General features: G+C 72.2%; 20 protein-coding genes. 11 read left to right on the top strand and 9 right to left on the bottom strand.

Annotated elements, in window-relative coordinates; all coding sequences use genetic code 11:
- The first annotated feature begins 80 nt into the window (after positions 1-80).
- The gene (locus ACGFT1_RS05385) at positions 81-1,181 is read left to right on the top strand and encodes a lytic polysaccharide monooxygenase (protein WP_373907702.1); all 1,101 of its coding nucleotides are present in this window, start codon (positions 81-83) and stop codon (positions 1,179-1,181) included.
- 124 nt (positions 1,182-1,305) lie between these two features.
- Here ACGFT1_RS05385 and ACGFT1_RS05380 read toward each other — a convergent pair whose 3' ends face one another.
- Together ACGFT1_RS05380 and ACGFT1_RS05375 are read right to left on the bottom strand one after the other, a co-directional pair.
- Positions 1,306-1,851 carry a DUF1697 domain-containing protein gene (locus ACGFT1_RS05380; protein ID WP_373907701.1) on the bottom strand — a complete coding sequence of 182 codons (546 nt, stop codon included), beginning with the start codon at positions 1,849-1,851 and terminating at the stop codon, positions 1,306-1,308.
- A gap of 225 nt (positions 1,852-2,076) precedes the next feature.
- A complete protein-coding gene (locus ACGFT1_RS05375; protein WP_373907700.1) occupies positions 2,077-2,484 on the bottom strand; it encodes a MazG nucleotide pyrophosphohydrolase domain-containing protein in 408 nt (135 codons plus the stop codon).
- A 107-nt stretch (positions 2,485-2,591) separates the two neighbouring features.
- On the opposite strand from ACGFT1_RS05375, the gene ACGFT1_RS05370 reads away from it, so the two are divergent.
- Positions 2,592-3,590 (top strand): TAXI family TRAP transporter solute-binding subunit, encoded by a 999-nt coding sequence (locus tag ACGFT1_RS05370; RefSeq protein ID WP_373907699.1) that lies wholly within the window; start codon positions 2,592-2,594, stop codon positions 3,588-3,590.
- Between the two features lie 22 nt (positions 3,591-3,612).
- Here ACGFT1_RS05370 and ACGFT1_RS05365 read toward each other — a convergent pair whose 3' ends face one another.
- A complete protein-coding gene (locus tag ACGFT1_RS05365) occupies positions 3,613-5,019 on the bottom strand; it encodes a sensor histidine kinase (protein WP_373907698.1) in 1,407 nt (468 codons plus the stop codon).
- 9 nt (positions 5,020-5,028) lie between these two features.
- A complete protein-coding gene (locus ACGFT1_RS05360) occupies positions 5,029-5,715 on the bottom strand; it encodes a response regulator transcription factor (protein WP_373907697.1) in 687 nt (228 codons plus the stop codon).
- A gap of 292 nt (positions 5,716-6,007) precedes the next feature.
- Between ACGFT1_RS05360 and ACGFT1_RS05355 the strand changes: the two genes are divergently transcribed.
- The 8 genes from ACGFT1_RS05355 (at position 6,008) to ACGFT1_RS05320 (ending at position 12,350) form a co-directional block, all read left to right on the top strand.
- A complete protein-coding gene (locus ACGFT1_RS05355) occupies positions 6,008-6,784 on the top strand; it encodes an amino acid ABC transporter ATP-binding protein (protein ID WP_373907696.1) in 777 nt (258 codons plus the stop codon).
- Positions 6,785-6,863: 79 nt separating this feature from the next.
- The gene (locus tag ACGFT1_RS05350; RefSeq protein ID WP_373907695.1) at positions 6,864-7,700 is read left to right on the top strand and encodes a glutamate ABC transporter substrate-binding protein; all 837 of its coding nucleotides are present in this window, start codon (positions 6,864-6,866) and stop codon (positions 7,698-7,700) included.
- Positions 7,701-7,775: 75 nt separating this feature from the next.
- Positions 7,776-8,441 carry an amino acid ABC transporter permease gene (locus ACGFT1_RS05345; RefSeq protein WP_373907694.1) on the top strand — a complete coding sequence of 222 codons (666 nt, stop codon included), beginning with the start codon at positions 7,776-7,778 and terminating at the stop codon, positions 8,439-8,441.
- Entirely contained in the window at positions 8,438-9,328 is an 891-nt protein-coding gene (locus tag ACGFT1_RS05340) for an amino acid ABC transporter permease (RefSeq protein WP_373907693.1), read from the top strand. The genes ACGFT1_RS05345 and ACGFT1_RS05340 overlap by 4 nt, the downstream gene beginning before the upstream one ends.
- A 177-nt stretch (positions 9,329-9,505) precedes the next feature.
- A complete protein-coding gene (locus ACGFT1_RS05335; RefSeq protein WP_373907692.1) occupies positions 9,506-11,110 on the top strand; it encodes an FAD-dependent monooxygenase in 1,605 nt (534 codons plus the stop codon).
- A 114-nt stretch (positions 11,111-11,224) separates the two neighbouring features.
- Positions 11,225-11,272, top strand: a complete 48-nt coding sequence (locus ACGFT1_RS05330) for a hypothetical protein (RefSeq protein WP_309506048.1) — start codon at positions 11,225-11,227, stop codon at positions 11,270-11,272.
- Positions 11,273-11,343: 71 nt separating this feature from the next.
- A complete protein-coding gene (locus ACGFT1_RS05325) occupies positions 11,344-11,895 on the top strand; it encodes a cysteine dioxygenase (protein ID WP_373907691.1) in 552 nt (183 codons plus the stop codon).
- Between the two features lie 50 nt (positions 11,896-11,945).
- Positions 11,946-12,350 (top strand): rhodanese-like domain-containing protein, encoded by a 405-nt coding sequence (locus tag ACGFT1_RS05320; protein WP_373908223.1) that lies wholly within the window; start codon positions 11,946-11,948, stop codon positions 12,348-12,350.
- Between the two features lie 99 nt (positions 12,351-12,449).
- On the opposite strand, the gene ACGFT1_RS05315 is transcribed toward ACGFT1_RS05320, so the two are convergent.
- The 5 genes from ACGFT1_RS05315 to ACGFT1_RS05295 form a co-directional block, all read right to left on the bottom strand.
- Entirely contained in the window at positions 12,450-14,978 is a 2,529-nt protein-coding gene (locus ACGFT1_RS05315; protein WP_373907690.1) for an FtsX-like permease family protein, read from the bottom strand.
- 167 nt (positions 14,979-15,145) lie between these two features.
- On the bottom strand, positions 15,146-16,105 hold the full coding sequence (recX, locus tag ACGFT1_RS05310) for a recombination regulator RecX (protein WP_373907689.1): 960 nt from the start codon (positions 16,103-16,105) through the stop codon (positions 15,146-15,148).
- Between the two features lie 3 nt (positions 16,106-16,108).
- Positions 16,109-17,236 carry a recombinase RecA gene (gene recA, locus ACGFT1_RS05305; protein ID WP_373907688.1) on the bottom strand — a complete coding sequence of 376 codons (1,128 nt, stop codon included), beginning with the start codon at positions 17,234-17,236 and terminating at the stop codon, positions 16,109-16,111.
- Positions 17,237-17,589: 353 nt separating this feature from the next.
- A complete protein-coding gene (locus ACGFT1_RS05300) occupies positions 17,590-18,723 on the bottom strand; it encodes an AI-2E family transporter (protein ID WP_373908222.1) in 1,134 nt (377 codons plus the stop codon).
- 298 nt (positions 18,724-19,021) lie between these two features.
- Entirely contained in the window at positions 19,022-19,216 is a 195-nt protein-coding gene (locus ACGFT1_RS05295) for a DUF3046 domain-containing protein (RefSeq protein WP_373907687.1), read from the bottom strand.
- Between the two features lie 80 nt (positions 19,217-19,296).
- On the opposite strand from ACGFT1_RS05295, the gene ACGFT1_RS05290 reads away from it, so the two are divergent.
- Positions 19,297-20,241 (top strand): hypothetical protein, encoded by a 945-nt coding sequence (locus ACGFT1_RS05290; protein ID WP_373907686.1) that lies wholly within the window; start codon positions 19,297-19,299, stop codon positions 20,239-20,241.
- Positions 20,242-20,607 lie beyond the last annotated feature (366 nt).

Genomic DNA, 20,607 nt, shown 5'->3' with positions numbered 1-20,607 from the left:
CGGCGCTCCCGCGACTCCTGCTCACCCCGGCACCCCTCCGGGGCGCACCACCCGCCCGATCCGAACGGAAGGAGCACCACATGGTCCGACACGGCAGACTCCTGTCGGTGGCAGCGGCCCTGTCGACGCTGCTGTCGGCACTCGCCCTGACCCTCCTGGGGCAGGGCAGCGCACAGGCACACGGGGTGGCGATGCTGCCCGGCTCCCGCACCTACCTGTGCTACCTGGACGCGCACACCACCACCGGTGGACTGGATCCCACCAACCCGGCTTGCCGGGACGCGCTGGCGAAGAGCGGGGCGACGGCGCTGTACAACTGGTTCGCCGTGCTCGACTCCAACGCCGGAGGCCGGGGCTCGGGTTACGTCCCGGACGGCACCCTGTGCAGCGCGGGCGACCGTTCCCCATACGACTTCTCCGCATACAACGCGGCCCGCTCGGACTGGCCGCGGACCCATCTGACCAGCGGGGCGACCATCCAGGCGCAGTACAGCAACTGGGCGGCCCACCCCGGTGACTTCCGGATCTACCTCACCAAGCAGGGCTGGTCACCCACCTCCGCCCTGCGCTGGGCCGATCTGGATCTGATCCAGACGGTCACCAACCCGCCGCAACAGGGGTCGCCCGGCACCGAGGGCGGCCACTACTCCTGGGACCTGAAGCTGCCCTCCGGCCGCACCGGGAACGCCCTGGTCTTCATCCAGTGGGTCCGCTCGGACAGCCAGGAGAACTTCTTCTCCTGCTCCGACATCGTCTTCGACGGTGGCCACGGCGAGGTCACGGGCATGCGCACTCCCGGCGGGACCCCCACCCCGACTCCCACCCCCACGCCCACCCCGACCCCGACGGATCCGCACACCGGTTCCTGCATGGCCACGTACTCCGTGGTCAACTCCTGGAGCGGTGGCTTCCAAGCCTCCGTCGAGGTCATGAACCACGGCGCGGCCCCGCTCGACGGCTGGGCCGTGGCCTGGGAGCCCGGCGCGGGCACCAGCATCAGCAATCTGTGGAACGGCACTCGGTCGACCGGCTCCGACGGCACGGTCACGGTCCGCAACGCCGACCACAACCGGGTCGTCCCCGCCGGCGGCAGCGTCACCTTCGGCTTCACCGCCACCTCGACCGGCAACGACTTCCCCGCCGGTGCGATCGGCTGCGTCACGGCACAGGGCAGCACCTGACGCACCTCACCCCGCGACGATCTCACCGCCGACGGTCAGGAGGTCGTCCGCCGTGGTCCGGGCCGGTCATGCCGGCCCGGACGACGCCGTGCGGCCGGGCGGCGGCCCGGTCCCCGGCCGTGGCTCAGTCCCGCGCCGCCAGGTCGTGCAGGGCGGTGACCGTCCTCCAGTTGCGGGTGGTGGCCGGGATGCCGAGGCGGCGCTCGATGAAGGCGTTGTCCAGCCTCGTCCTGCCGTACCCGTCGGGGACGTGCAGGTGGATCTCGTCGCCGGCCAGCGTGAACACGGCGGTCTCGCCGGCCGGCACCTCCAGCCGGGCGGCCTGTTCGGCGGTCGGCTCCCGCGCGAGGAAGGTGACGTGCAGCTTGGCCGGGTCGTCCTCCCGGCCGAGGTAGGGGTTGCGGGCCACGGTGCGGGCCAGGGACTCGGCCGTGCGCAGCAGGACCGTGACCGACACCCCCAGGTCGCCGGCGATCCGCTCCCCGATGCGTGCGGCCAGCTCGGCGTCGGTCTGCCCGGCCGGGGCCGAGAACACCACGTTGCCGCTGCGCAGATACGTCTGGACGGTCTCGCATCCCAGGGCGGTGAACAGGCCGCGCAGGTCCGCCATGGCGATCTGCGTACGGCCGCCGACGTTGATCCCGCGCAGGAGCGCGACGCGCTTCGTCATGCCACCAACCTCTCACGGGGCGGCATGGAGCGACCGTGCAGGGCGGCCGGTCCGGTCCGATGGGCGCCGCCCGGTCGATTGCCGGACGCCGTGCGCTGCGGGACCTCCGGAACCGGCCCGGGGAGGCAGACGGGCACCGGCCTCCGCCGCCCCCTCGCGAGGCAGGTCACATCGGGGCCTGCCCACGACTCACCGGCCACCGCTGACGGGCGCTCGCCGCCGAAGTCAGGCCGCGCCGCCCGGTGTCCAGCCCTGGCGGCGCAGTACGGCCGACACGTCCGGCGCCCGGTAGTGCTCGCCCTTGAGGACCTTGCCGTCGGCCCGGCGGGCCACTTGGCCGTCCGGGCCGAGCTTGCTCATGTTGGCGCGGTGGATCTCGCCGATCACCTCGTCGAGGTCGATGCCGTGCACCAGTGCCGTGCCGTACGCCACGTACACCACGTCGGCCAGCTCGTGCGCGAGCCGGTCGAGCGGGCCCCCGACCGCGACCTCGGCGACCTCCGCGGCCTCCTCGGCGAGCAGTTCCCCGCGGTGGGCCGCCAGTGCGGGGTCCACCTGCGTCGGCGTGCTGCGGGCATCGAGGCCGAAGGCACGGTGGAACTCACGCACGAGACCGGCGGGCGAAGTGCTCATACGGCGACTCTAACGGCCGCCACTGACAGGGCCCGCCGGCCGCGGCCGGCCCCCGGAACGGCCACGGCCCTGGTCAGTGCCGCGCATCGGCTGGCAGGATCGCCCGCATGTCCAAGACGTTCCCCCGTATCAGCAGGCGCCGGGCGCTCCAAGGCGTGGCCGCCGGTGTCGTGGCCCTCGGTCTGCTGCTGTGGTGGCTGCTGCCCCTGGGCGAGAAGCCGCCGAGCGGGACGATCGTGTTCAGCACCGGTACCCCCCGCGGGGTCTACCAGGAGTACGGCGAGCGGCTGCGCGCCGAGCTGGCCACGGACATGCCCGGCCTGAAGGTGAGGCTGCTGAACAGCGCCGGTTCCCAGGAGAACGTCCAGCGGGTGGCGACCGGGCGTGCCGACTTCACCATCGCGGCGGCCGACGCGGTGGCGACGTACGAACTGCGGCACGGCGAGGGCGCCGGGCGGCTACGCGGGGTGGCCCGGCTCTACGACGACTACGTGCATCTCGTCGTGCCCCGCGGCTCCGGCATCAGAAGCGTCGCGGACCTGCGCCACCGACGGGTGGCGACCGGGCTGCCCGACTCGGGGGTGCGGCTGATCGCCGACCGGGTGCTGCGCGCCGCCGGTATCGACCCGGTCAAGGACATCACCCCGGTGTCGGACGGCATCGACACCGGACCCGACCAGCTCCGGCGGGGGAAGATCGACGCGTTCTTCTGGTCGGGCGGGCTGCCCACGAAGGGGCTGGTCGCGCTGGCGAAGAAGGCGGCCTTCCGGTTCGTGCCCATCGACGACGACCTCATCGCCCGGCTGCACAGCGAGGGCGAGGCGGCGCGCTACTACCGGGCCACCAACATTCCCGAGTCGGCCTACCCGGTCGCGCAGCAGGGCGCGCAGGTGCCGACGATCGCGGTGTCCAACGTACTGATCACCCGGACGGACCTGGACCCCCGGCTCACCGAGTGGCTGACCCGTACGGTGATCAAGAGCCGGGACGGCATCGGCGCCCACGTCCACTCCGCCCAGCTGGTGGACCTGCGCACCGCCATCTACACCGACCCGCTGCCGCTCCAGGAGGGCGCCCGGCGCTACTACCGGTCGGTGAAACCCTAGACCGCGGTCCGAGGGCGGCTGCCTAACGGTGTTCCGCGTGCCGCGGGACCGTGACCGTCACCCGCAGTCCGCGCGGTTCGTGGTGGGCGTAGCCGATCGAGCCGCCGCCCGCCGCGAGCAGGGCGCGGGTGATGGACAGGCCCAGGCCCGACCCCCGTACGTTCTGGTGCCGGCCGCTGCGCCAGAAACGGTCTCCCACGCGCGCGAGTTCCTCGTCGGTGAGGCCGGGGCCGGTGTCGGTGACGACGACCGTGGAGGTGTCGCCGTCGGCCCGGACGGCCACCTCCACCGTGCCGTCCTCGGGGGTGAACTTCACGGCGTTGTCGATCACCGCGTCGAGGGCGCTGGACAGGGCGATCGGGTCGGCCCAGGCCGTGGTGGGCGGACAGTCCCCCGTCAGCAGCACGCCCTGGGCGCGGGCGGCCGGCGACCAGGCGGCCACCCGTTCCTCGGCCAGCGCGCCGATGTCGGTCAGGCGGAGGTCGGCCTCGGCGTGTTCGGCCAGCGCCAGGCCGAGCAGGTCGTCCAGTACCTGCGCGAGGCGCTTGCCCTCGGTGCGGACGGAGGCGATCTCCTCGTTGTCCTCGGGGAGTTCGAGAGCGAGCAGTTCGATGCGCAGCAGCAGCGCCGAGAGCGGGTTGCGCAGCTGGTGCGAGGCGTCGGCGACGAAGGCGCGCTGCTGCTCCAGCACGGCCTCGACGTTGTCCGCCATCTCGTTGAACGAACGGGCCAGCCGTCTGAGTTCCGGCGGCCCCCCGGCGACCGCGACCCGGGACTTCAGGCGGCCGGTGGCGATGTCGTGGGTGGTGGCGTCCAGGACCCGTACCGGTTTGAGCACCCAGCCGGTCAGCCGCAGCGCCGCGCCGACGGCGAGCAGCATGGCCGCGATCTCACCGGCCCCGATGAGCAGCCAGCCGCGCAGGATGCGGGAGCGCATCTGCCCGGTGGGCGACTCGGTGACCACGACCGCGACGACGTCCCCGTCCCGGATCACCGGTGAGGCGACGACGAGCCGGCTGCCCTGCCACGGCCACACCTGCCGCGGGTCGTGGCTGCGCCGGCTGAGCAGTGCCTCGTCGAACGCCCTGCGGACCTCCCCGGCTTGCGGTACGAACCAGTCGCCGGGCGCGTTCGCCATCGCCGAGCCGTTGCGGTAGAAGACGCCCGCGCGGATGCCGTAGACGCCGTAGTAGCTCTCCAGTTCGCTGCGCAGACTCTCCTGGCGCTCGTCCGTGGTGGTACGGCGGGAACCGCTGGGGCCGTCGGTGACGAACTGGGCCAGCGCCGCGAAGCGTGCCGTGTCGTCGATCCGGTCGACGACGACCCGCTGCTGCTGGGCGGCGGCCCAGCTGACGGCGAGCGGGACGCCGAGCGCGAGCAGGACCGCCGCCAGCAGGACGATGAGCAGCGGCAGGAGGCGTGTGCGCACCCGTCCCCGCTAGGCGGCCGGGGCGACGAGCCGGTAGCCGACGCCGCGTACGGTCTCGATCAGCGCGGGCATGCGGAGTTTGCCGCGCAGGGAGGCGACGTGCACCTCCAGGGTGCGACCGGTCCCCTCCCAGCTGGTCCGCCAGACCTCGCTGATGATCTGTTCGCGCCGGAAGACCACCCCGGGCCGCTGGGCGAGCAGCGCGAGCAGGTCGAACTCCTTGCGGGTCAGCTGGACCACCGAGCCGTCCACGCTGACCTGGCGGGTGGGCAGTTCGATGCGCATGGGGCCGAGGAGGAGGGCGTCCTCGCCGCCGGCGGCAGGGTCCTCGTGGACGGTGCGCCGGGCGACGGCGTGGATACGGGCGAGCAGTTCCCCGGTGTCGTACGGCTTCACCACGTAGTCGTCGGCGCCCAGGTTGAGGCCGTGGATCCGGGAGCGGACGTCGGACCGCGCGGTGACCATGATGACGGGGGTGGCGGTGCGCTTGCGGATCTTGCCGCAGACCTCGTAGCCGTCCTGGTCGGGCAGGCCGAGGTCGAGCAGGACGACGCCGAAGCCGTCGCTCTCGGGGACCAGTGCCTGCAACGCTTCCTCACCGCTGCGCGCGTGGGTGACGTCGAAGCCGTGCCGCGCGAGGACGGCGGACAGGGCCGCGGCGACGTGGTTGTCGTCCTCGACGAGGAGCAGTCGCATTCAGGCCCCCTCCGTTTTCAGTGGTCGTACGGTCCCGGTGGTCGCGGGGTCTTGTGCCGCACGCGCGCGCGTGCACCATGGCAGTGACGCCGATGGAGAGGACGGCGTCAAGGGGCCCGGGGTTGCGTGCCGCTTCCGTTATCCGGCCGATACGTGCGCGGCGGCGCGTACTACGACACGTGTCCGATTGCTATCGGATCGTGATGCTCAAGTTCCCCTCAGATGTGATGACGCAGGTCACAGCCGCTCACTACTGTCCTCGGAAACCCGAGGAGGACGGAGCCTGAGAGCGATGACCAAAGTTTCGGTGGCCAAGGAAGACGTGGCCACGTCCGACGACCTGGTCGTCCTGAGCGGCGTCAACAAGCACTTCGGCGCGTTGCACGTGCTTCAGGACATCGACCTGACGATCGCCCGCGGCGAGGTCGTCGTGGTCATCGGGCCCTCAGGGTCCGGGAAGTCGACGCTGTGCCGCACCATCAACCGCCTGGAGACGATCGACTCGGGCGCGATCACGATCGACGGCAAGCCCCTGCCGCACGAGGGGCGCGAGCTGGCCCGACTGCGGGCGGACGTCGGCATGGTCTTCCAGTCCTTCAACCTCTTCGCGCACAAGAGCGTGCTCGAGAACGTGATGCTGGGCCAGCTCAAGGTCCGCAAGGCGGACAAGAAGCAGGCCGAGGAGAAGGCGCGCGCCCTGCTGGACCGGGTAGGCGTGGGCACCCAGGCCGACAAGTACCCCGCACAGCTCTCCGGCGGCCAGCAGCAGCGTGTCGCGATCGCCCGGGCGCTGGCCATGGACCCGAAGGTCATGCTCTTCGACGAGCCGACCTCCGCCCTCGACCCCGAGATGATCAACGAGGTCCTCGAGGTGATGCAGCAGCTCGCCCGGGAGGGCATGACGATGATCGTCGTCACGCACGAGATGGGCTTCGCACGGTCGGCCGCGAACCGCGTGGTCTTCATGGCCGACGGCCGGATCGTCGAAGAGGCCGCCCCCGACCAGTTCTTCAGCAACCCGCGCAGCGACCGGGCCAAGGACTTCCTGTCCAAGATCCTGCACCACTGACGGCGTCGCCGCGGTACCGCCCCGGGCGCGTCACCCGCGCCTGAGGGGCCTCGTTCCTCACCACCAAAGGATGTTCAGCATGAAGCTCCGCAAGGTCACCGCCGCCTCGGCCGTCCTCCTCGCCCTCTCCGTGTCCGCCACGGCGTGCGGCGGCGACAAGAAGGACGACAACAGCTCCTCCGGCGGCGGCAAGAAGATCACCATCGGCATCAAGTTCGACCAGCCGGGCATCGGCCAGAAGACCCCCCAGGGTTACGCCGGCTTCGACGTCGACGTGGCCACGTACGTCGCCAAGAAGCTCGGTTACGGCGCGAACCAGATCGAGTGGAAGGAGTCGAAGAGCGCGGACCGCGAGACCATGCTCAAGCGCGGTGACGTCGACTTCATCGCCGCCTCCTACTCCATCACGCCCGAGCGCCAGAAGCTGGTCGACTTCGCCGGCCCGTACCTGCTGGCCCACCAGGACGTGCTGGTCCGCGCGGGCGACAAGAGCATCAAGACGCCGGCCGACCTCAACAAGAAGAAGCTGTGTTCGGTCACCGGTTCCACCTCGGCGACGAACGTCAAGGAGAAGCTCGCCCCCAAGGCGCAGCTCCAGCAGTACCCGACGTACTCCGCGTGCCTGACCGGTCTCCAGAACAAGGTGATCGACGCCCTGACCACCGATGACTCGATCCTCGCCGGGTACGCCTCGCAGGCCCAGTTCAAGGGCAAGTTCAAGCTGGGCGGCCTGAAGATGACCAACGAGAACTACGGCATCGGCGTCAAGAAGGGCAGCGACCTCAAGGCGAAGATCAACAAGGCGCTGGAGCAGATGGTCTCCGACGGCTCCTGGGAGACGGCCGTGAAGAAGAACTTCGGTCCGGCCGGCTACAAGAACGAGCCCGCGCCGAAGATCGGCGACGTCAAGAGCTGAGGCAACGCCCGGGGAACGCGCCGTCCGTGAGGGCGGCACGTCCGGGCATCCCTACACGCGGAAGCGCGGGAGATCGTGTTCGACTTTCTTGAGGGTTACGACGTACTGGGAGCCTTCTGGACGACGGTACAGCTGGCACTGCTGTCCGCCGTGGGCTCCCTGGTCTGGGGCACCCTGCTGGCCGCCATGCGGGTGGGCCCGGTGCCGCTGATGCGCGGTTTCGGCACCGCCTACGTGAACATCGTGCGGAACATCCCGCTCACGGTGATCATTCTGTTCTCCTCGCTCGGCCTCTACTCGACGTTGGGCGTCAGCCTCGGTACCCACGACACCGACACGCTGAACTTCCGGCTGGCCGTGCTGGGTCTGACCCTCTACACGTCGGCCTTCGTGTGCGAGGCGATCCGGTCAGGCATCAACACCGTGCCGGTCGGCCAGGCGGAGGCCGCGCGGGCCATCGGCCTGGGCTTCAGCCAGGTGCTGTTCCTGGTCGTGCTGCCGCAGGCCTTCAGGGCGGCCGTCGGCCCGCTGACCAACGTACTGATCGCCTTGACGAAGAACACGACGGTGGCGGCGGCGATCGGTGTGGCCGAGGCGGCGACCCTGATGAAGGAAATGCTCGACAAGGAGGCGCTGCTGCTTCAGATCTCCGCGGTCATCGCCTTCGGATTCTGCTGCCTGACGCTGCCGACCGGTCTGATCCTCGGCTGGGTGGGCAAGAAGGTGGCGGTGAAGCGATGACCTCGGTCCTGTACGACGCCCAGGGGCCGCGCGCCAAGCGGCGCAACATCCTGTACACGGCGCTCTTCATGGTCGTGCTCGCGGCCGTCGTCTGGTGGGCGTACCTCGCCCTCGACGACAAGCACCAGTTGGACTGGGCGCTGTGGAAGCCGTTCTTCAGCTCCGAGGCCTACACGACGTACATCTGGCCCGGCCTGCGGAACACCCTGACGGCGGCCGCCCTGGCGATGGTCATCGCGCTGCCGCTGGGCGCCGTCTTCGGCATCGCCCGGCTCTCGGACCACGTGTGGGTGCGGGTCCCGGCCACGATCGTGGTCGAGTTCTTCCGCGCGATCCCCGTGCTGATCCTGATGATCTTCGGCAACGAGCTGTACAGCCAGTACACCGACGTGAGTTCCGACGACCGTCCGATGTACGCGGTCGTCACCGGCCTGGTGCTGTACAACGCGTCCGTTCTCGCCGAGATCGTCCGCGCGGGCATCCTCACCCTGCCGAAGGGCCAGTCCGAGGCGGCCATGGCGATCGGCCTGCGCAAGAACCAGGTGATGCGGCTTGTCCTGCTGCCGCAGGCGGTCACCGCGATGCTGCCGGCGATCGTCAGCCAGCTGGTGGTCATCGTGAAGGACACCGCGCTCGGCGGCGCCGTCCTCACCTTCCCCGAACTGCTCTCCGCGGCGAACACGATGAGCGGCTACTACGGCGCCAACACCATCGCCTCCTTCACGGTGGTCTCCCTGATCTTCGTGATCATCAACTTCTCGCTGACCTCGTTCGCGAGCTGGCTGGAGGGCCGGCTGCGGCGGCGCAAGAAGTCGACCGGCGCGGTGCTCGGCGCCCAGGACGTGGCGAACGTCGCGGGCACCACGACCACGGGCATCGCGGCCTGACGGACGATCGGGCCCGAATGCACCACCCGGAGGCAGTGGCGTGATCGCCACTGCCTCCGGTCGCTTGACGCAAACTCTGCCAATGGGTTGCATACCTCGTGTGATCGTGCACCCCGCTCCACCTTCCTGTTCACTCGTCTCCGTCAGGGCATCGTCACGGGCAGGGGGCGCCGCGTCATGGACCCGGTGATCATCGTCGGAGCGGGCCCCGTCGGACTCACGCTCGCCCTGCTGCTGGCCCGTCAGGACGTGCCCGCCGTCGTCCTGGACGAGGGCCCCGGCAAGGACGAACCCCGCCCGGCGCGCACCGTCGTCCTGCGCGAGGACACGGCCGCCCTGCTGGAGCGGCTGACCGGGGTCGCGCTCGCGGAGCAGGGCGTGCGCTGGGCCGGATGGCGTTCCCTGCGGCGCAAACAGGTGATGAGCGAGGTCACTTTCGACGAGGCCGGCCCCGCGGCCCCGCTGCACATCGCCCAGCACGTCCTCACCAACGCCCTGCGCGCGGCCCTCGCCGACGAGCCGCTGGTACGGATGGCCGTGGACAGCCGCCTGGACGCGATCGAGCAGGAGCGTTCCGGCGTCACCGCGCGCACCCGCGGTACCGGCGGCACGTGGTGGCGGGGCAGTTACCTGGCGGGCTGTGACGGCCCCCGCTCGACCGTGCGCAAGCTCCAGGACATCCGCTTCCCGGGCCGTACGGCGGTCGAGCGGCACGCGGTCGCCGCACTGCGCGTGGAACTTCCGTGGGAGGCCCACGCGTTGCTCCACCGGATGCCGCCGTGGCGGCAGTCCGGGCCCCCGGCCGGGGAGGTGACCGCCCGCCCCCTCCCGGACGGTGTGTGGCGCCTGGACTGGCTGCTGCCGCCGGGCAAGGACCTGGTCACGCCCGAGGTCCTGCTGGCCCGCGTCCGCGAGACCCTCGCGGGCTGGTCGGACGGCTCCGCGCCGGTGTACGACCTGCTCGACACCGGTGTCCACACGGTGCACCACCGCCTCGCCCGCCGGTGGCGCGCCGGCCGGATCTTCCTCGCGGGGGACGCGGCGCATCTGCTCGGCGCGCTCGGTACGCAAGGGCTCGACGAGGGTCTCCGGGATGCCGACAACCTCGCCTGGAAGCTGGCCGCTGCCTGGCACCACGGCCCGCACGAGGCCCTGCTGGACAGCTACCAGACCGAGCGGCGCGCGGTGGTCGCCGCCCGGCTGCGCGCCGCCGACCAGGCGCTGCCGGTGCTGCGCGGCGGGGGCGGGCTGCGCCACATCGTCCCCGGCGCGGCCCGGAGCCACGACGCGCTGCTGACGGACGGTCATCTGGGGCGCGGCCCGCTGGGCGGACCCGGGTCGTACGCCGGCTCGCCGCTCGCCCCCGGGCGCCTGGAGGCGGAGATCGCGGTCGGCACCCCGCCCGGCGCGCCGGTGACCGATGTCCGCGTCACGGCGGAGGACGGGTCCTTCGTCCGGTTGCGCGACCGGCTCGGCCGCGGTGCGCTGCTCGTCGTCCTGATCGCGCCCGGCACGGGTGTCTGGGACCGCAGGCACTGGATGTCCGCCGGGGTGATGCCCCGGCTGGCGGCGGCGGTGACCGCGCTGCCGCACCCCGCCGAACTGCTGGTCGCCGAGAGCTATCCGGGCGCGCCGGCGCACAGTGTGCTGCTCGTACGCCCCGACGGTCACCTGGTCACGGCCCTGAGCGGAGTGCGCCCGGCCGACCTGTACGCGGCGGCCGACGCCACGCTGGGCGGCGCGGTGCAGGAGGAGGCGGAAGCCGGTTCGGGCGCGCGCTGACCCGCGCCCCCTCACCCCCGTCCACGAAGTGACTGTCGGTTGACCCGCGTGCGGCAGCGTGCTGTACTCCGGATCGTGACCGACACCTGTGTGCGCCTGTGGCGGAGGGTCCATATGGACCTCGTCCGCTACGCGGGCTGCGTGTGTCGCCCGTCCTGCTGAATTCGCGTCCTTCTCCCTTCCCGGGCGCCGTCGCGCGCCCGTGTCCGCGAACCTGCTCCAGGACGGTGCACGTGTCTGTCTCCTCCCCCTACCCTTCCCTGTCCGCTGCCGCCTCACCTGCCGTCGGCGCGGGACCCACCCAGGCCGAACTCCTCGACTTCGTCCGGCGCACGGCCGCCGACGCGGAACTGATCGCCTCCCTGCCGCTCGACCCCGAGGGCCGCACCTGGGTGCGGCTGGAGGGGCCCGGCGGCAGCGAGGCCTGGCTGATCGGCTGGCCGCCGGGCACCGGCACCGGCTGGCACGACCACGCCGACTCGGTCGGCGCGTTCCTCACCGCCTCCGGCGACCTCACGGAACACTCCCTCGCCGCCCGGCTGCCCACCGACGGCTGGAAGACACTGGAACTCACCGAGGGCGTGGACCGCACCCGGCGGCTGTCCGCCGGCAGGGGACGCGCGTTCGGCCGTCACCATGTGCACGAGGTGCTCAACGAGTCCGGTGACCGACACGCCATCTCCGTCCACGCCTACTACCCGCCGCTGCCCAGGATGCGCCGTTACAGTCGCACCGGCCAGGTGCTGCGCCTGGAGCAGGTCGAACGCCCGGAGGACTGGCAGTGAGCGGCACCATCGAGCAGTCGCAGCAGGCCCAGCAGTCGCAGCAGGCGCGTGTGCCGGGGGGACAGCCGCAGGGCATCGACGACCTCCTGGACCGCGTGCGGACGGGCTACCGGCGCGTCGAGGCACGGGAGGCGTACGAGGCGGCGCGGGCCGGTGAGGCGCTGCTGGTCGACATCCGGTACGCGGCCCTGCGGGAGCGCGACGGGCTGATCCCGGGAGCCCTCGTCGTCGAGCGCAACGAACTCGAGTGGCGTCTCGACCCGCAGGGCAGCCACCGTGTCCCGCAGGCCACGGGGCACGATGTGCGGGTCGTCGTCGTCTGCAACGAGGGGTACGCCTCCAGCCTCGCGGCCGCGTCCCTGCACCAATTGGGCCTGCACCGGGCGACGGACCTGGCCGGCGGCTTCCAGGCCTGGCGCGCGGCGGGGCTGCCGGTGGAGCCGGCACGGTCCTGAGCCACGCTTCACCCGTGCGTCACGCGGAGCGGTGAACCCCAAGGACCCGCCCGGGGCTTCACCGCTCCACCCGCCCGCGTGCCCCGGGCGGTACCGGTGCTACTCCTGCGCCGTGGCGACGGTCACCGCCCGCACCCGGAGCGCGGCGCGCCCCGGCACCGCTGCGGCCACCAGGGCGAGGAGACCGGCGGCCGCGACGACGGCGGCGTAGAGCAGCGGGGTCACCGTGGCCGCCACCCGGCCCGTCATGCCGACGCTGAACGCGGTGAGCACGGCGAGCGCGATACCGCTGCCGAGCGAGGTGGCCAGGAGCAGGACGGCCAGTACCTCGGTGCGCAGCATCCGCAGCACCTGACGGCGGGTCGCGCCGGCGAGGCGGAGCAGGGCGAACTCCCGGACACGTTCGGCGACCGACATGGCGAGCGTGTTGACGACGGCGATGGCCGTGAACGCCAGGACCAGACCCATGGCGAGGTAGTTGACCTCGGCGTTCGTCTGCTGCCGGTCGGCCTGGAGGGCGTCGGCGGCGGCCGGAGAGAGAATCCGCACTCCCGGGAACTCACGGAGCGTAGTCGCGAGTTGTGTCTGTGTACGGGCGGTGCGGACGAGGACGGAGGAGGCGAGCGGGTTGTCGACGTGGCGGGCCACGAGGTCGTGGGCGAAGGTGAGATCGCCGAAGCCGAGCCCCCGGGTGTAGACGGCGGCGACGGTGAGCGTGGCGGGGGTCCCGTCGCCGAGCGTGAGCTTCAGGGTGCTTCCGGGCCCGATGTGCTGCTGGTCGGCGGCCAGTTCGCTGACGGCCACGGTGCCGGGGCCGAGCCGGCCGAGGGAACCGGCGGTGACCTCCGGGTCCCAGGTGCGGGTGAGGCCCTTCGGGGTGACGCCCTGCGCCGGGTACTTGTCGAGGCCGACGCGCACCGTCGTGCGGACCACCTCGGTGACGGTGTCGTGCCGGGCGCGCAGCCGCTCGGCGGCCTCGCCGGGGACGCCGGGCCCCTGGGCGGCGACCACCCAGTCGGCCCGGACGCCTTCGCGGGCCTGGGTGCGGGCCGCGTCCCCGAGGGTGGACTGCACGAACAGGACGGTGCAGGTCATGCCGACGAACAGGGTGAGGGGGGTGACGACGGAGGCCATGCGGGCGGCGTTGCCGCGCAGGTTGGCGGTGGCGAGCCGGCCGCCGTGACCGGTGAGCCGGAGCGGGCCGGCGAGGACCAGCGCGGCGGCCCTGACCAGGAGGGGGCCTAGCAGGGCGACGGCAGTGGACAGGACGACGACGGCGAGGAAGGTCACGGGAGTCGAGGCGGGCTCGGCGCGCAGGAAGGTGAGGACGACGACGAGGACGACTCCGCCGGAGAGGAGCAGGAGCCCGGCGGCGATCCGGCCCCAGGCGGGCCGGGTGGGCTCGGCCCTGGCTTCGGTGAGCGCCTCGGCCGGCCGGATCCGGGCGATCCTGCGGGAGGCGATCCGGGCCGCGGCCCAGGCACCGAGCAGGGTGGCGGCGAGAGCGGCGAGCGGCGGGAAGACACCGACGGTGCGCTCCAGCGTGTCGGGTACGGCACCCAGGGCGACGAACCTGGCGTACAACCAGCCGCCCAGCGGCATCCCGAGGAGTGCGCCGGCCGTGCCCGCCGCCGCGCCGACGATCAGCGCCTCCCGGCCGAGCAGGGCGCGGATCTGCCCGGACGTGGCGGCGACGGCCCGCAGCAGGGCGAGTTCCCGGTGGCGCTGCTGCACGGTGAGCGCGAAGGTGCCGACGACCACGAGCACCGCCACCAGCAGCGACGTGCCGCCCATGGCGCCGCCCATGCTGACCAGCCGGGTGCGGGCGGCAGCCGCGTCCAGGAACTCGACGGGCCCACGGGCGTCGCCGGTGCTGACCTGGGCGGTGGTGCCGTGCAGCGCCCGCGCGACGGCCCGGCGCACCTGCTCGGGGTCCGCCCCCTTGACCGGCAGTACACCGAAGGCGGTGACCTGCCCGGGGTGCGCGGCCAGCCGGCGAGCCTCGGCGGCGGAGAAGAACAGGGACGTCTGGTGGCGTACGGCGGTGGCCGGGGTGGCGATGCCGGTGACGCGGTAGCTGCGCGGGGCCTGTGTGGACTGCACGGTGAGCCGGTCGCCGGGCCGCAGCCGGGCCCGCGCGGCGAGGCCACCGTCGATGACGACGTCACCGGCGGCCTCGGGGGCGCTGCCCGTGGTCAGCCGGTACGGCGTCAGCGCGGCGGACTCCCAGGCATGACCGTATGCGGTACGGCCACCGGTGCCGGCCGGGGTCGACGGCTGCGCCGGGAAGGTGAGTTCGGGGACGACCCGGGCCACGCCGGGGGTGCGGGCGAGGGTGCCGCGCAGGTGTGCGGGGAGCCAGGCACGCTCGGCGATGGGTTTCGCCTTGTGCTTGACCTTGGTCTTGCCCTTCTTGTGCTTGACGGTGGTCCGGTGGACGTACTGGTCCGCGGAGACGACGACGGGAGCGGCGGCGTAGCGCTCGGTCCGGATGGTGCCGCGCAGGCCGGTGTCGAGCAGGGTGCCGCACGCGGTGATCAGAGCGGCGGCGCACATCAGGGCGAGGAAGGCGCCGAGGAATCCGGCCTTGCGGGCGCGGACCGTCCGGAGGGCGTAACGCAGCAGCATCGGGGCGGGCTCTCTTCTGTTGTACGCATCGGCGGTGACAGTGCGCTGGGCACGCGTACAGACTCACCGGTGCGGGGGTGGAGAGCACTGCGGTGGCCCGGCGTCCTCGGCGGGGGGCTAACCCCACCCCGGCGCCGGTTCCCGTCGGCCGGTCCCGGAGGGCCGCGTCAGAAGAGGTCCCCGCCCTCGGGGAACTCCGCTTCCTCGCCCTCTTCCTCCAGGGCCTGGCGGACGACGCGGAGGGCCATGCCCTCTGCGTAACCCTTGCGGGCGAGCATCCCGGCGAGGCGCCGGAGCCGTTTGTCCCGGTCGAGGCCGCGCGTGGCGCGCAGCTTGCGGGCGACCAGTTCGCGGGCGGTCGCCTCCTCCTGCTCGGAGTCGAGCTGGGCGACGGCCTCGTCGATCAGCGCGGGGTCGACCCCCTTGGTGCGCAGCTCCCGGGCGAGTGCCCGGCGGGCGAGTCCCCGGCCGTGGTGCCGGGACTCCACCCAGGCGTCCGCGAAGGCGCCGTCGTCGATGAGCCCGACCTCCTCGAACCGGGAGAGCACCTCGTCGGCGACGTCGTCGGGGATCTCCCGCTTGCGCAGGGCGTCCGCGAGCTGCTTGCGGGTGCGCGGGGCCCCGGTGAGCAGGCGCAGGCAGATCGCCCGGGCCCGCTCAGCCGGGTCCCCTGAAGACTCCCCCCGCTCGGCCCTCGACGAGGGAAGGGCGTCTTCGTCCTCACCGGGCGCGTCCCCGAAACCGCGCCTCCGGCCACGTCTGCGGCCCCCACCCCGCGGGCCGCCGTCGGCTCCGGAGCCACGGCCGGGCGAGCCGGCCCTTCGCGGCTCACCGTCCGCGGCCTCCGGGTGGCCTCCGTCGCCCCCATCTCCGCCGGTGGCACCGTACGCGTCGAACCCGGCGTCGGCGTCACGCCCGCCGTACTCGTCGTACGCGCCACTCCGCCCGGACTCGCCGTAACCGTGGTCCGGGTGCCCGTCGCCCCCGGACCCGGCAAGCCGGTGTCCGTCGCCCCGGTGTCCGTCGTCACCGTCCGTGGCGGAGTCCGGCCGTCCCCGGGTGCCCCTCCCCCGTAGCGCGCCGGGGGAGGCGTACTCGTACTCGGCCCAGTCGGTTCGTCGTGTCACGGGTCAGCTCTTGGCTGCGGCGGCCTTGGGCTTGGCGGCCTTGGCGGCTGCCGGGGCGGGCACCGACTTGGCGTCGTCCGCCGCGGCGATGGTGACCGCCGCGTCCGCGCCCGGCTCAGCGGCCGGCTTCTCCGGCCGGACGCCCACGCCCAGCTTCTCCTTGATCTTCCTCTCGATCTCGTTGGCCAGGTCGGGGTTGTCCTTGAGGAAGTTGCGCGCGTTCTCCTTGCCCTGGCCGAGCTGGTCGCCCTCGTACGTGTACCAGGCGCCGGCCTTGCGGACGAAGCCGTGCTCCACGCCCATGTCGATCAGGCCGCCCTCACGGCTGATGCCGTGGCCGTAGAGGATGTCGAACTCGGCCTGCTTGAAGGGCGGCGCGACCTTGTTCTTGACCACCTTGACGCGGGTGCGGTTGCCCACCGCGTCGGTGCCGTCCTTCAGCGTCTCGATACGCCGGATGTCGAGCCGCACCGAGGCGTAGAACTTCAGCGCCCGGCCACCCGTCGTGGTCTCCGGGGAGCCGAACATCACACCGATCTTCTCGCGGAGCTGGTTGATGAAGATCGCGGTGGTCTTGGACTGGTTGAGCGCGCTGGTGATCTTCCGCAGGGCCTGGCTCATCAGGCGGGCCTGGAGACCGACGTGGCTGTCGCCCATCTCGCCCTCGATCTCCGCGCGCGGGACGAGCGCCGCGACGGAGTCGATGACGATCAGGTCGAGGGCACCGGAGCGGACGAGCATGTCCACGATCTCCAGGGCCTGCTCGCCGTTGTCGGGCTGGGAAAGGATCAGGTTGTCGATGTCGACACCGAGCTTCTGCGCGTACTCGGGGTCGAGGGCGTGCTCCGCGTCCACGAACGCGACCTGGCCGCCGGCCTTCTGGGCGTTCGCGACCGCGTGCAGGGTCAGGGTCGTCTTGCCGGAGGACTCCGGTCCGTAGACCTCGATGACACGGCCGCGCGGCAGGCCGCCGACGCCGAGGGCCACGTCGAGCGCGGTCGACCCGGTCGGGATGACCTCGATGGGCTCCTTCGACCGATCGCCCATGCGCATGACCGCGCCCTTGCCGAATTGCCGTTCAATCTGTGCGAGCGCGGCGTCGAGCGCCTTCTCGCGGTCGGTTCCTGCCATGGGTTCCACCCGGTTTGCTTGAGTCGATCGCTTCACGTCAAAGACGCTAACGCCTGCCACTGACAATGCGCCTCGACGCAGGCCCAGCCTGTGGATAACCGAGGGGCATCTACCCTCGAATCGGGACGTAATCCCCTGCCGAAAGCCTCGCCTGAGCCTCCATATGAATGGATGTTCGATTTTTGTGTCAAGCGCACCACGCGAGCGGGCAGGGCCCCCGGGGGCGGCCGAACGGCTCCGGCCGAGCTCCCCGTACGGACAGCGGCATCCGGACATGCGGACATCCGGACATGCGGCCGTGCGGCCGCTCGGCCGCGCGACCGCAGCGGTCCGCCGCGGTCACCGCCCCGGCCCTACGGCCGCTCCTGCCCGGCGGAACGGCCGGACCACAGCCGACGGACGCGCGTGAGCGTTCCCGGACCGCCCGGCCGGCCCTGGTGCCCGTGCACCCGGGGGTCGTCCGTGACGGCGTACCGCTTCACGTACGCCCCGAGGAACGCCTGGAGGGTGGCCACCGCGGGGATGGCGATCAACGCGCCGACCGCACCGAGCAGCGCGGTCCCCGCGATGACCGAACCGAAGGCGACCGCCGGGTGGATGTCCACCGTCTTGGCGGTCAGCTTGGGCTGGAGCATGTAGTTCTCGAACTGCTGGTAGACCACGACGAAGGCCAGCACCCACACCGCGTACCAAGGGTTGACGGTGAACGCGATCAGCATCGGCAGCGCGCCCGCCAGGTACGTCCCGATGGTGGGGATGAACTGCGAGACCATGCCGACCCAGACACCGAGCACGGGCGCGTAGGGCACGCCCAGGGACTCGAGCAGGATGTAGTGCGCGACCCCGGAGATGAGTGCCATGAGGCCGCGCGAGTAGAGATAGCCGCCCGTCTTGTCGACGGCGATCTCCCACGCGCGCAGCACCTCGGCCTGGCGGGCGGGCGGCAGGACGGAGCACAGGGCGCGGCGCAGCCGGGGGCCGTCCGCGGCGAAGTAGAACGAGAACAGCCCGATCGTCAGCAGCTGGAAGAGGCCGCCGAGGACCTGGGCGGACACGTCGAGGACACCGGCCGCGCTGTTCTGCGCGTACTTGCGCAGCCAGTCGGAGTGGAGCAGCCCCTCCTGGACGTCCACCCGTCGGAGTTCCGTGTGGAAGCTCTTGTTGATCCAGTTGATGAGCGAGTCGAGGTAGTCCGGGAAACCCTCGATCATCTTGATGATCTGACCGGCCAGCATCGACCCGAGCAGCGTGACGAAACCGGCGGCGAGGACGGTCAGCCCGAGGAAGACCAGGAAGGTGGCGAGCCCCCGGCGCATCCCGCGGGCCGCCATCCGGCTCACCGCCGGCTCGATCGCGAGAGCCAGGAAGAACGCGATCAATATGTTGATCAGCAGGGCGGTCAGCTGGTGGAAGGCCCAGCTGCCCAGCTGGAACGCGGCGATCAGCGCGAGCGCGAGCACCATGGCGCGCGGCAGCCAGCGCGGCATCCGGCCGGGAGGGGCGAGGGCCCCGGAAGGCGGGGCGACGACCCCGGAGGCCGGAGCCCGGCCGGGTGGCGTCGTCGCCGGTGCCGTGTGCGGGTCGGACGCCGCGGCCGGTTCGTCGCCGACGGCGGGCGGTGCCAGGGGGTCCTCGTGAGTCGATGCCACGGGCCAAGTCTCGCCCACGCCACGGACAGCCGGTGCCCGTGGGCAGCCTTCGTGACAGATCAGTGCCGTACCGCCGGTTCCCCCACCGGGCTCGACCCGTGCAACCAGCGCATTCCGGCCGGCCGGCCGGCGTCCGTCAGCGTCTCTCGCCGGGCACGCTCATGACCGCGCAGACCACGCGCCACACGTCCTTGGCCTCCCAGCCGGCGTCCAGTGCCTCGTTCACCGTGCGTCCGCCCAGGTCCGCCATGACGTGATCACGCGCGAAGGTGTCGGCGTACTCCGGACCGAAGTGTTCCGCCATCCGCTGCCAGAAGACCGTCAACCGCATGACTCCAGTATCCCGCCCCTGAGTGTGGGCCCTGGCCCGGAGTGCTTCCCGAGACCGCTTTCCGTCCTACGGTCTGACCCATGCCCGAAACAGGAGACTCCCCACTCCCCTCCACGCCGCCGGCGCTCTCCCCGCTCCTGCGCGCCGAGCAGTTCGTGTGGCTCACCGCGCGCGTGCTGGAACAGCGCCTCTTCGCCCACCACTTCCTGCACGGCACCCCGGACACGGTGGAGACGGCGCTGGACGCCTACCGCAACGAGGACGGCGGCTACGGGCACGCGCTCGAACCCGATCTGCGCGGACCGGTCAGCCAGCCCCTGCACACCGCGCACGCCCTGCGCGTGCTGGACGCCATCGGGCGGTGCGGCGGACAGCGGGTGGAGCGCGTGTGCCGCTATCTGACCTCCGTCTCCACTCCGGACGGCGCGTTGCCGGCCGTCCACCCCAGCCAGCGCGGGTATCCGACGGCGCCGTTCGTCCCCGTCGTCGACGACCCACCGAGCGAGCTGCTGGCCACCGGACCGGTGGTCGGCGTGCTGCATCGCAACGCGGTGTGGCACGCGTGGCTGTTCCGGGCCACCGACTTCTGCTGGCAGGCCGTGGAGTCCCTGGAGAAGTCCCACCCCTACGAGGTGGAGGCCGCCGTGACCTTCCTGGACTCCGCTGCCGACCGCCCGCGCGCGGAGGCCGCCGCCGACCGGCTGGGCCGCCTGGTGCGGGAGCAGCGCCTCGCGGCGCTGGACCCCGGCCGTCTCGACGCGTTCCCGGTCGCCTCCGGTTACGCCCCGGGCGAGCACCACTTCCCGCACGACTTCGCCCGCAGCCCGGACTCGCTCGCGCGCGCGTGGTTCACCGATGACGAGATGGCGCGCTCGCTGGACCACCTGGCCGCCGAGCAGCGGGAGGACGGCGGCTGGCCCGTCCGCTGGCGTCAGTGGGCCCCGGCCCCCGCGCTGGAGGCACGCCCCCTGGTGACGATCGAGGCACTGCGCACGCTGCGGGCACACGGCCGCTTCGTGGGCTGACCGGCCCGGCGCACGGCTTCGTGTACTGACCGGTCGGGCGCACGGCCTCTTCGTGAGCCGGCCGGTCCAGGGCGCCGGAGGGGCGGCCCGGTGGGCCGGAACAGCTGACCCCAGCCCGTTGGGCGGGACGGCTCCGCCTCACGCGCCGACAGCCCGTACGGCCGCCGTCCACCCTCACGGCCGCAGACGCGCGGGGCCCGGAGCCGTGAGCGCAAACGCGCGGGGCTCGGAGCCGCCGTAGCACCCCGCTATGCCGCCGCCCCGCTTCGCGCCGCCCGCCCGCCCGCACCGCGGTGGGCGCCCGCGAGGGACACAAAGCCCGCTCATTCGGATTTGCCCAGGTCAGGGCGATTGTCAGTGGGCGGG

The organism is Streptomyces sp. Y20 (assembly GCF_043195475.1).
Taxonomy (GTDB): Bacteria; Actinomycetota; Actinomycetes; order Streptomycetales; family Streptomycetaceae; genus Streptomyces.
Note: the sequence above shows the minus strand (reverse complement) of the source record. Positions and strands in the feature narration are given on the sequence as shown.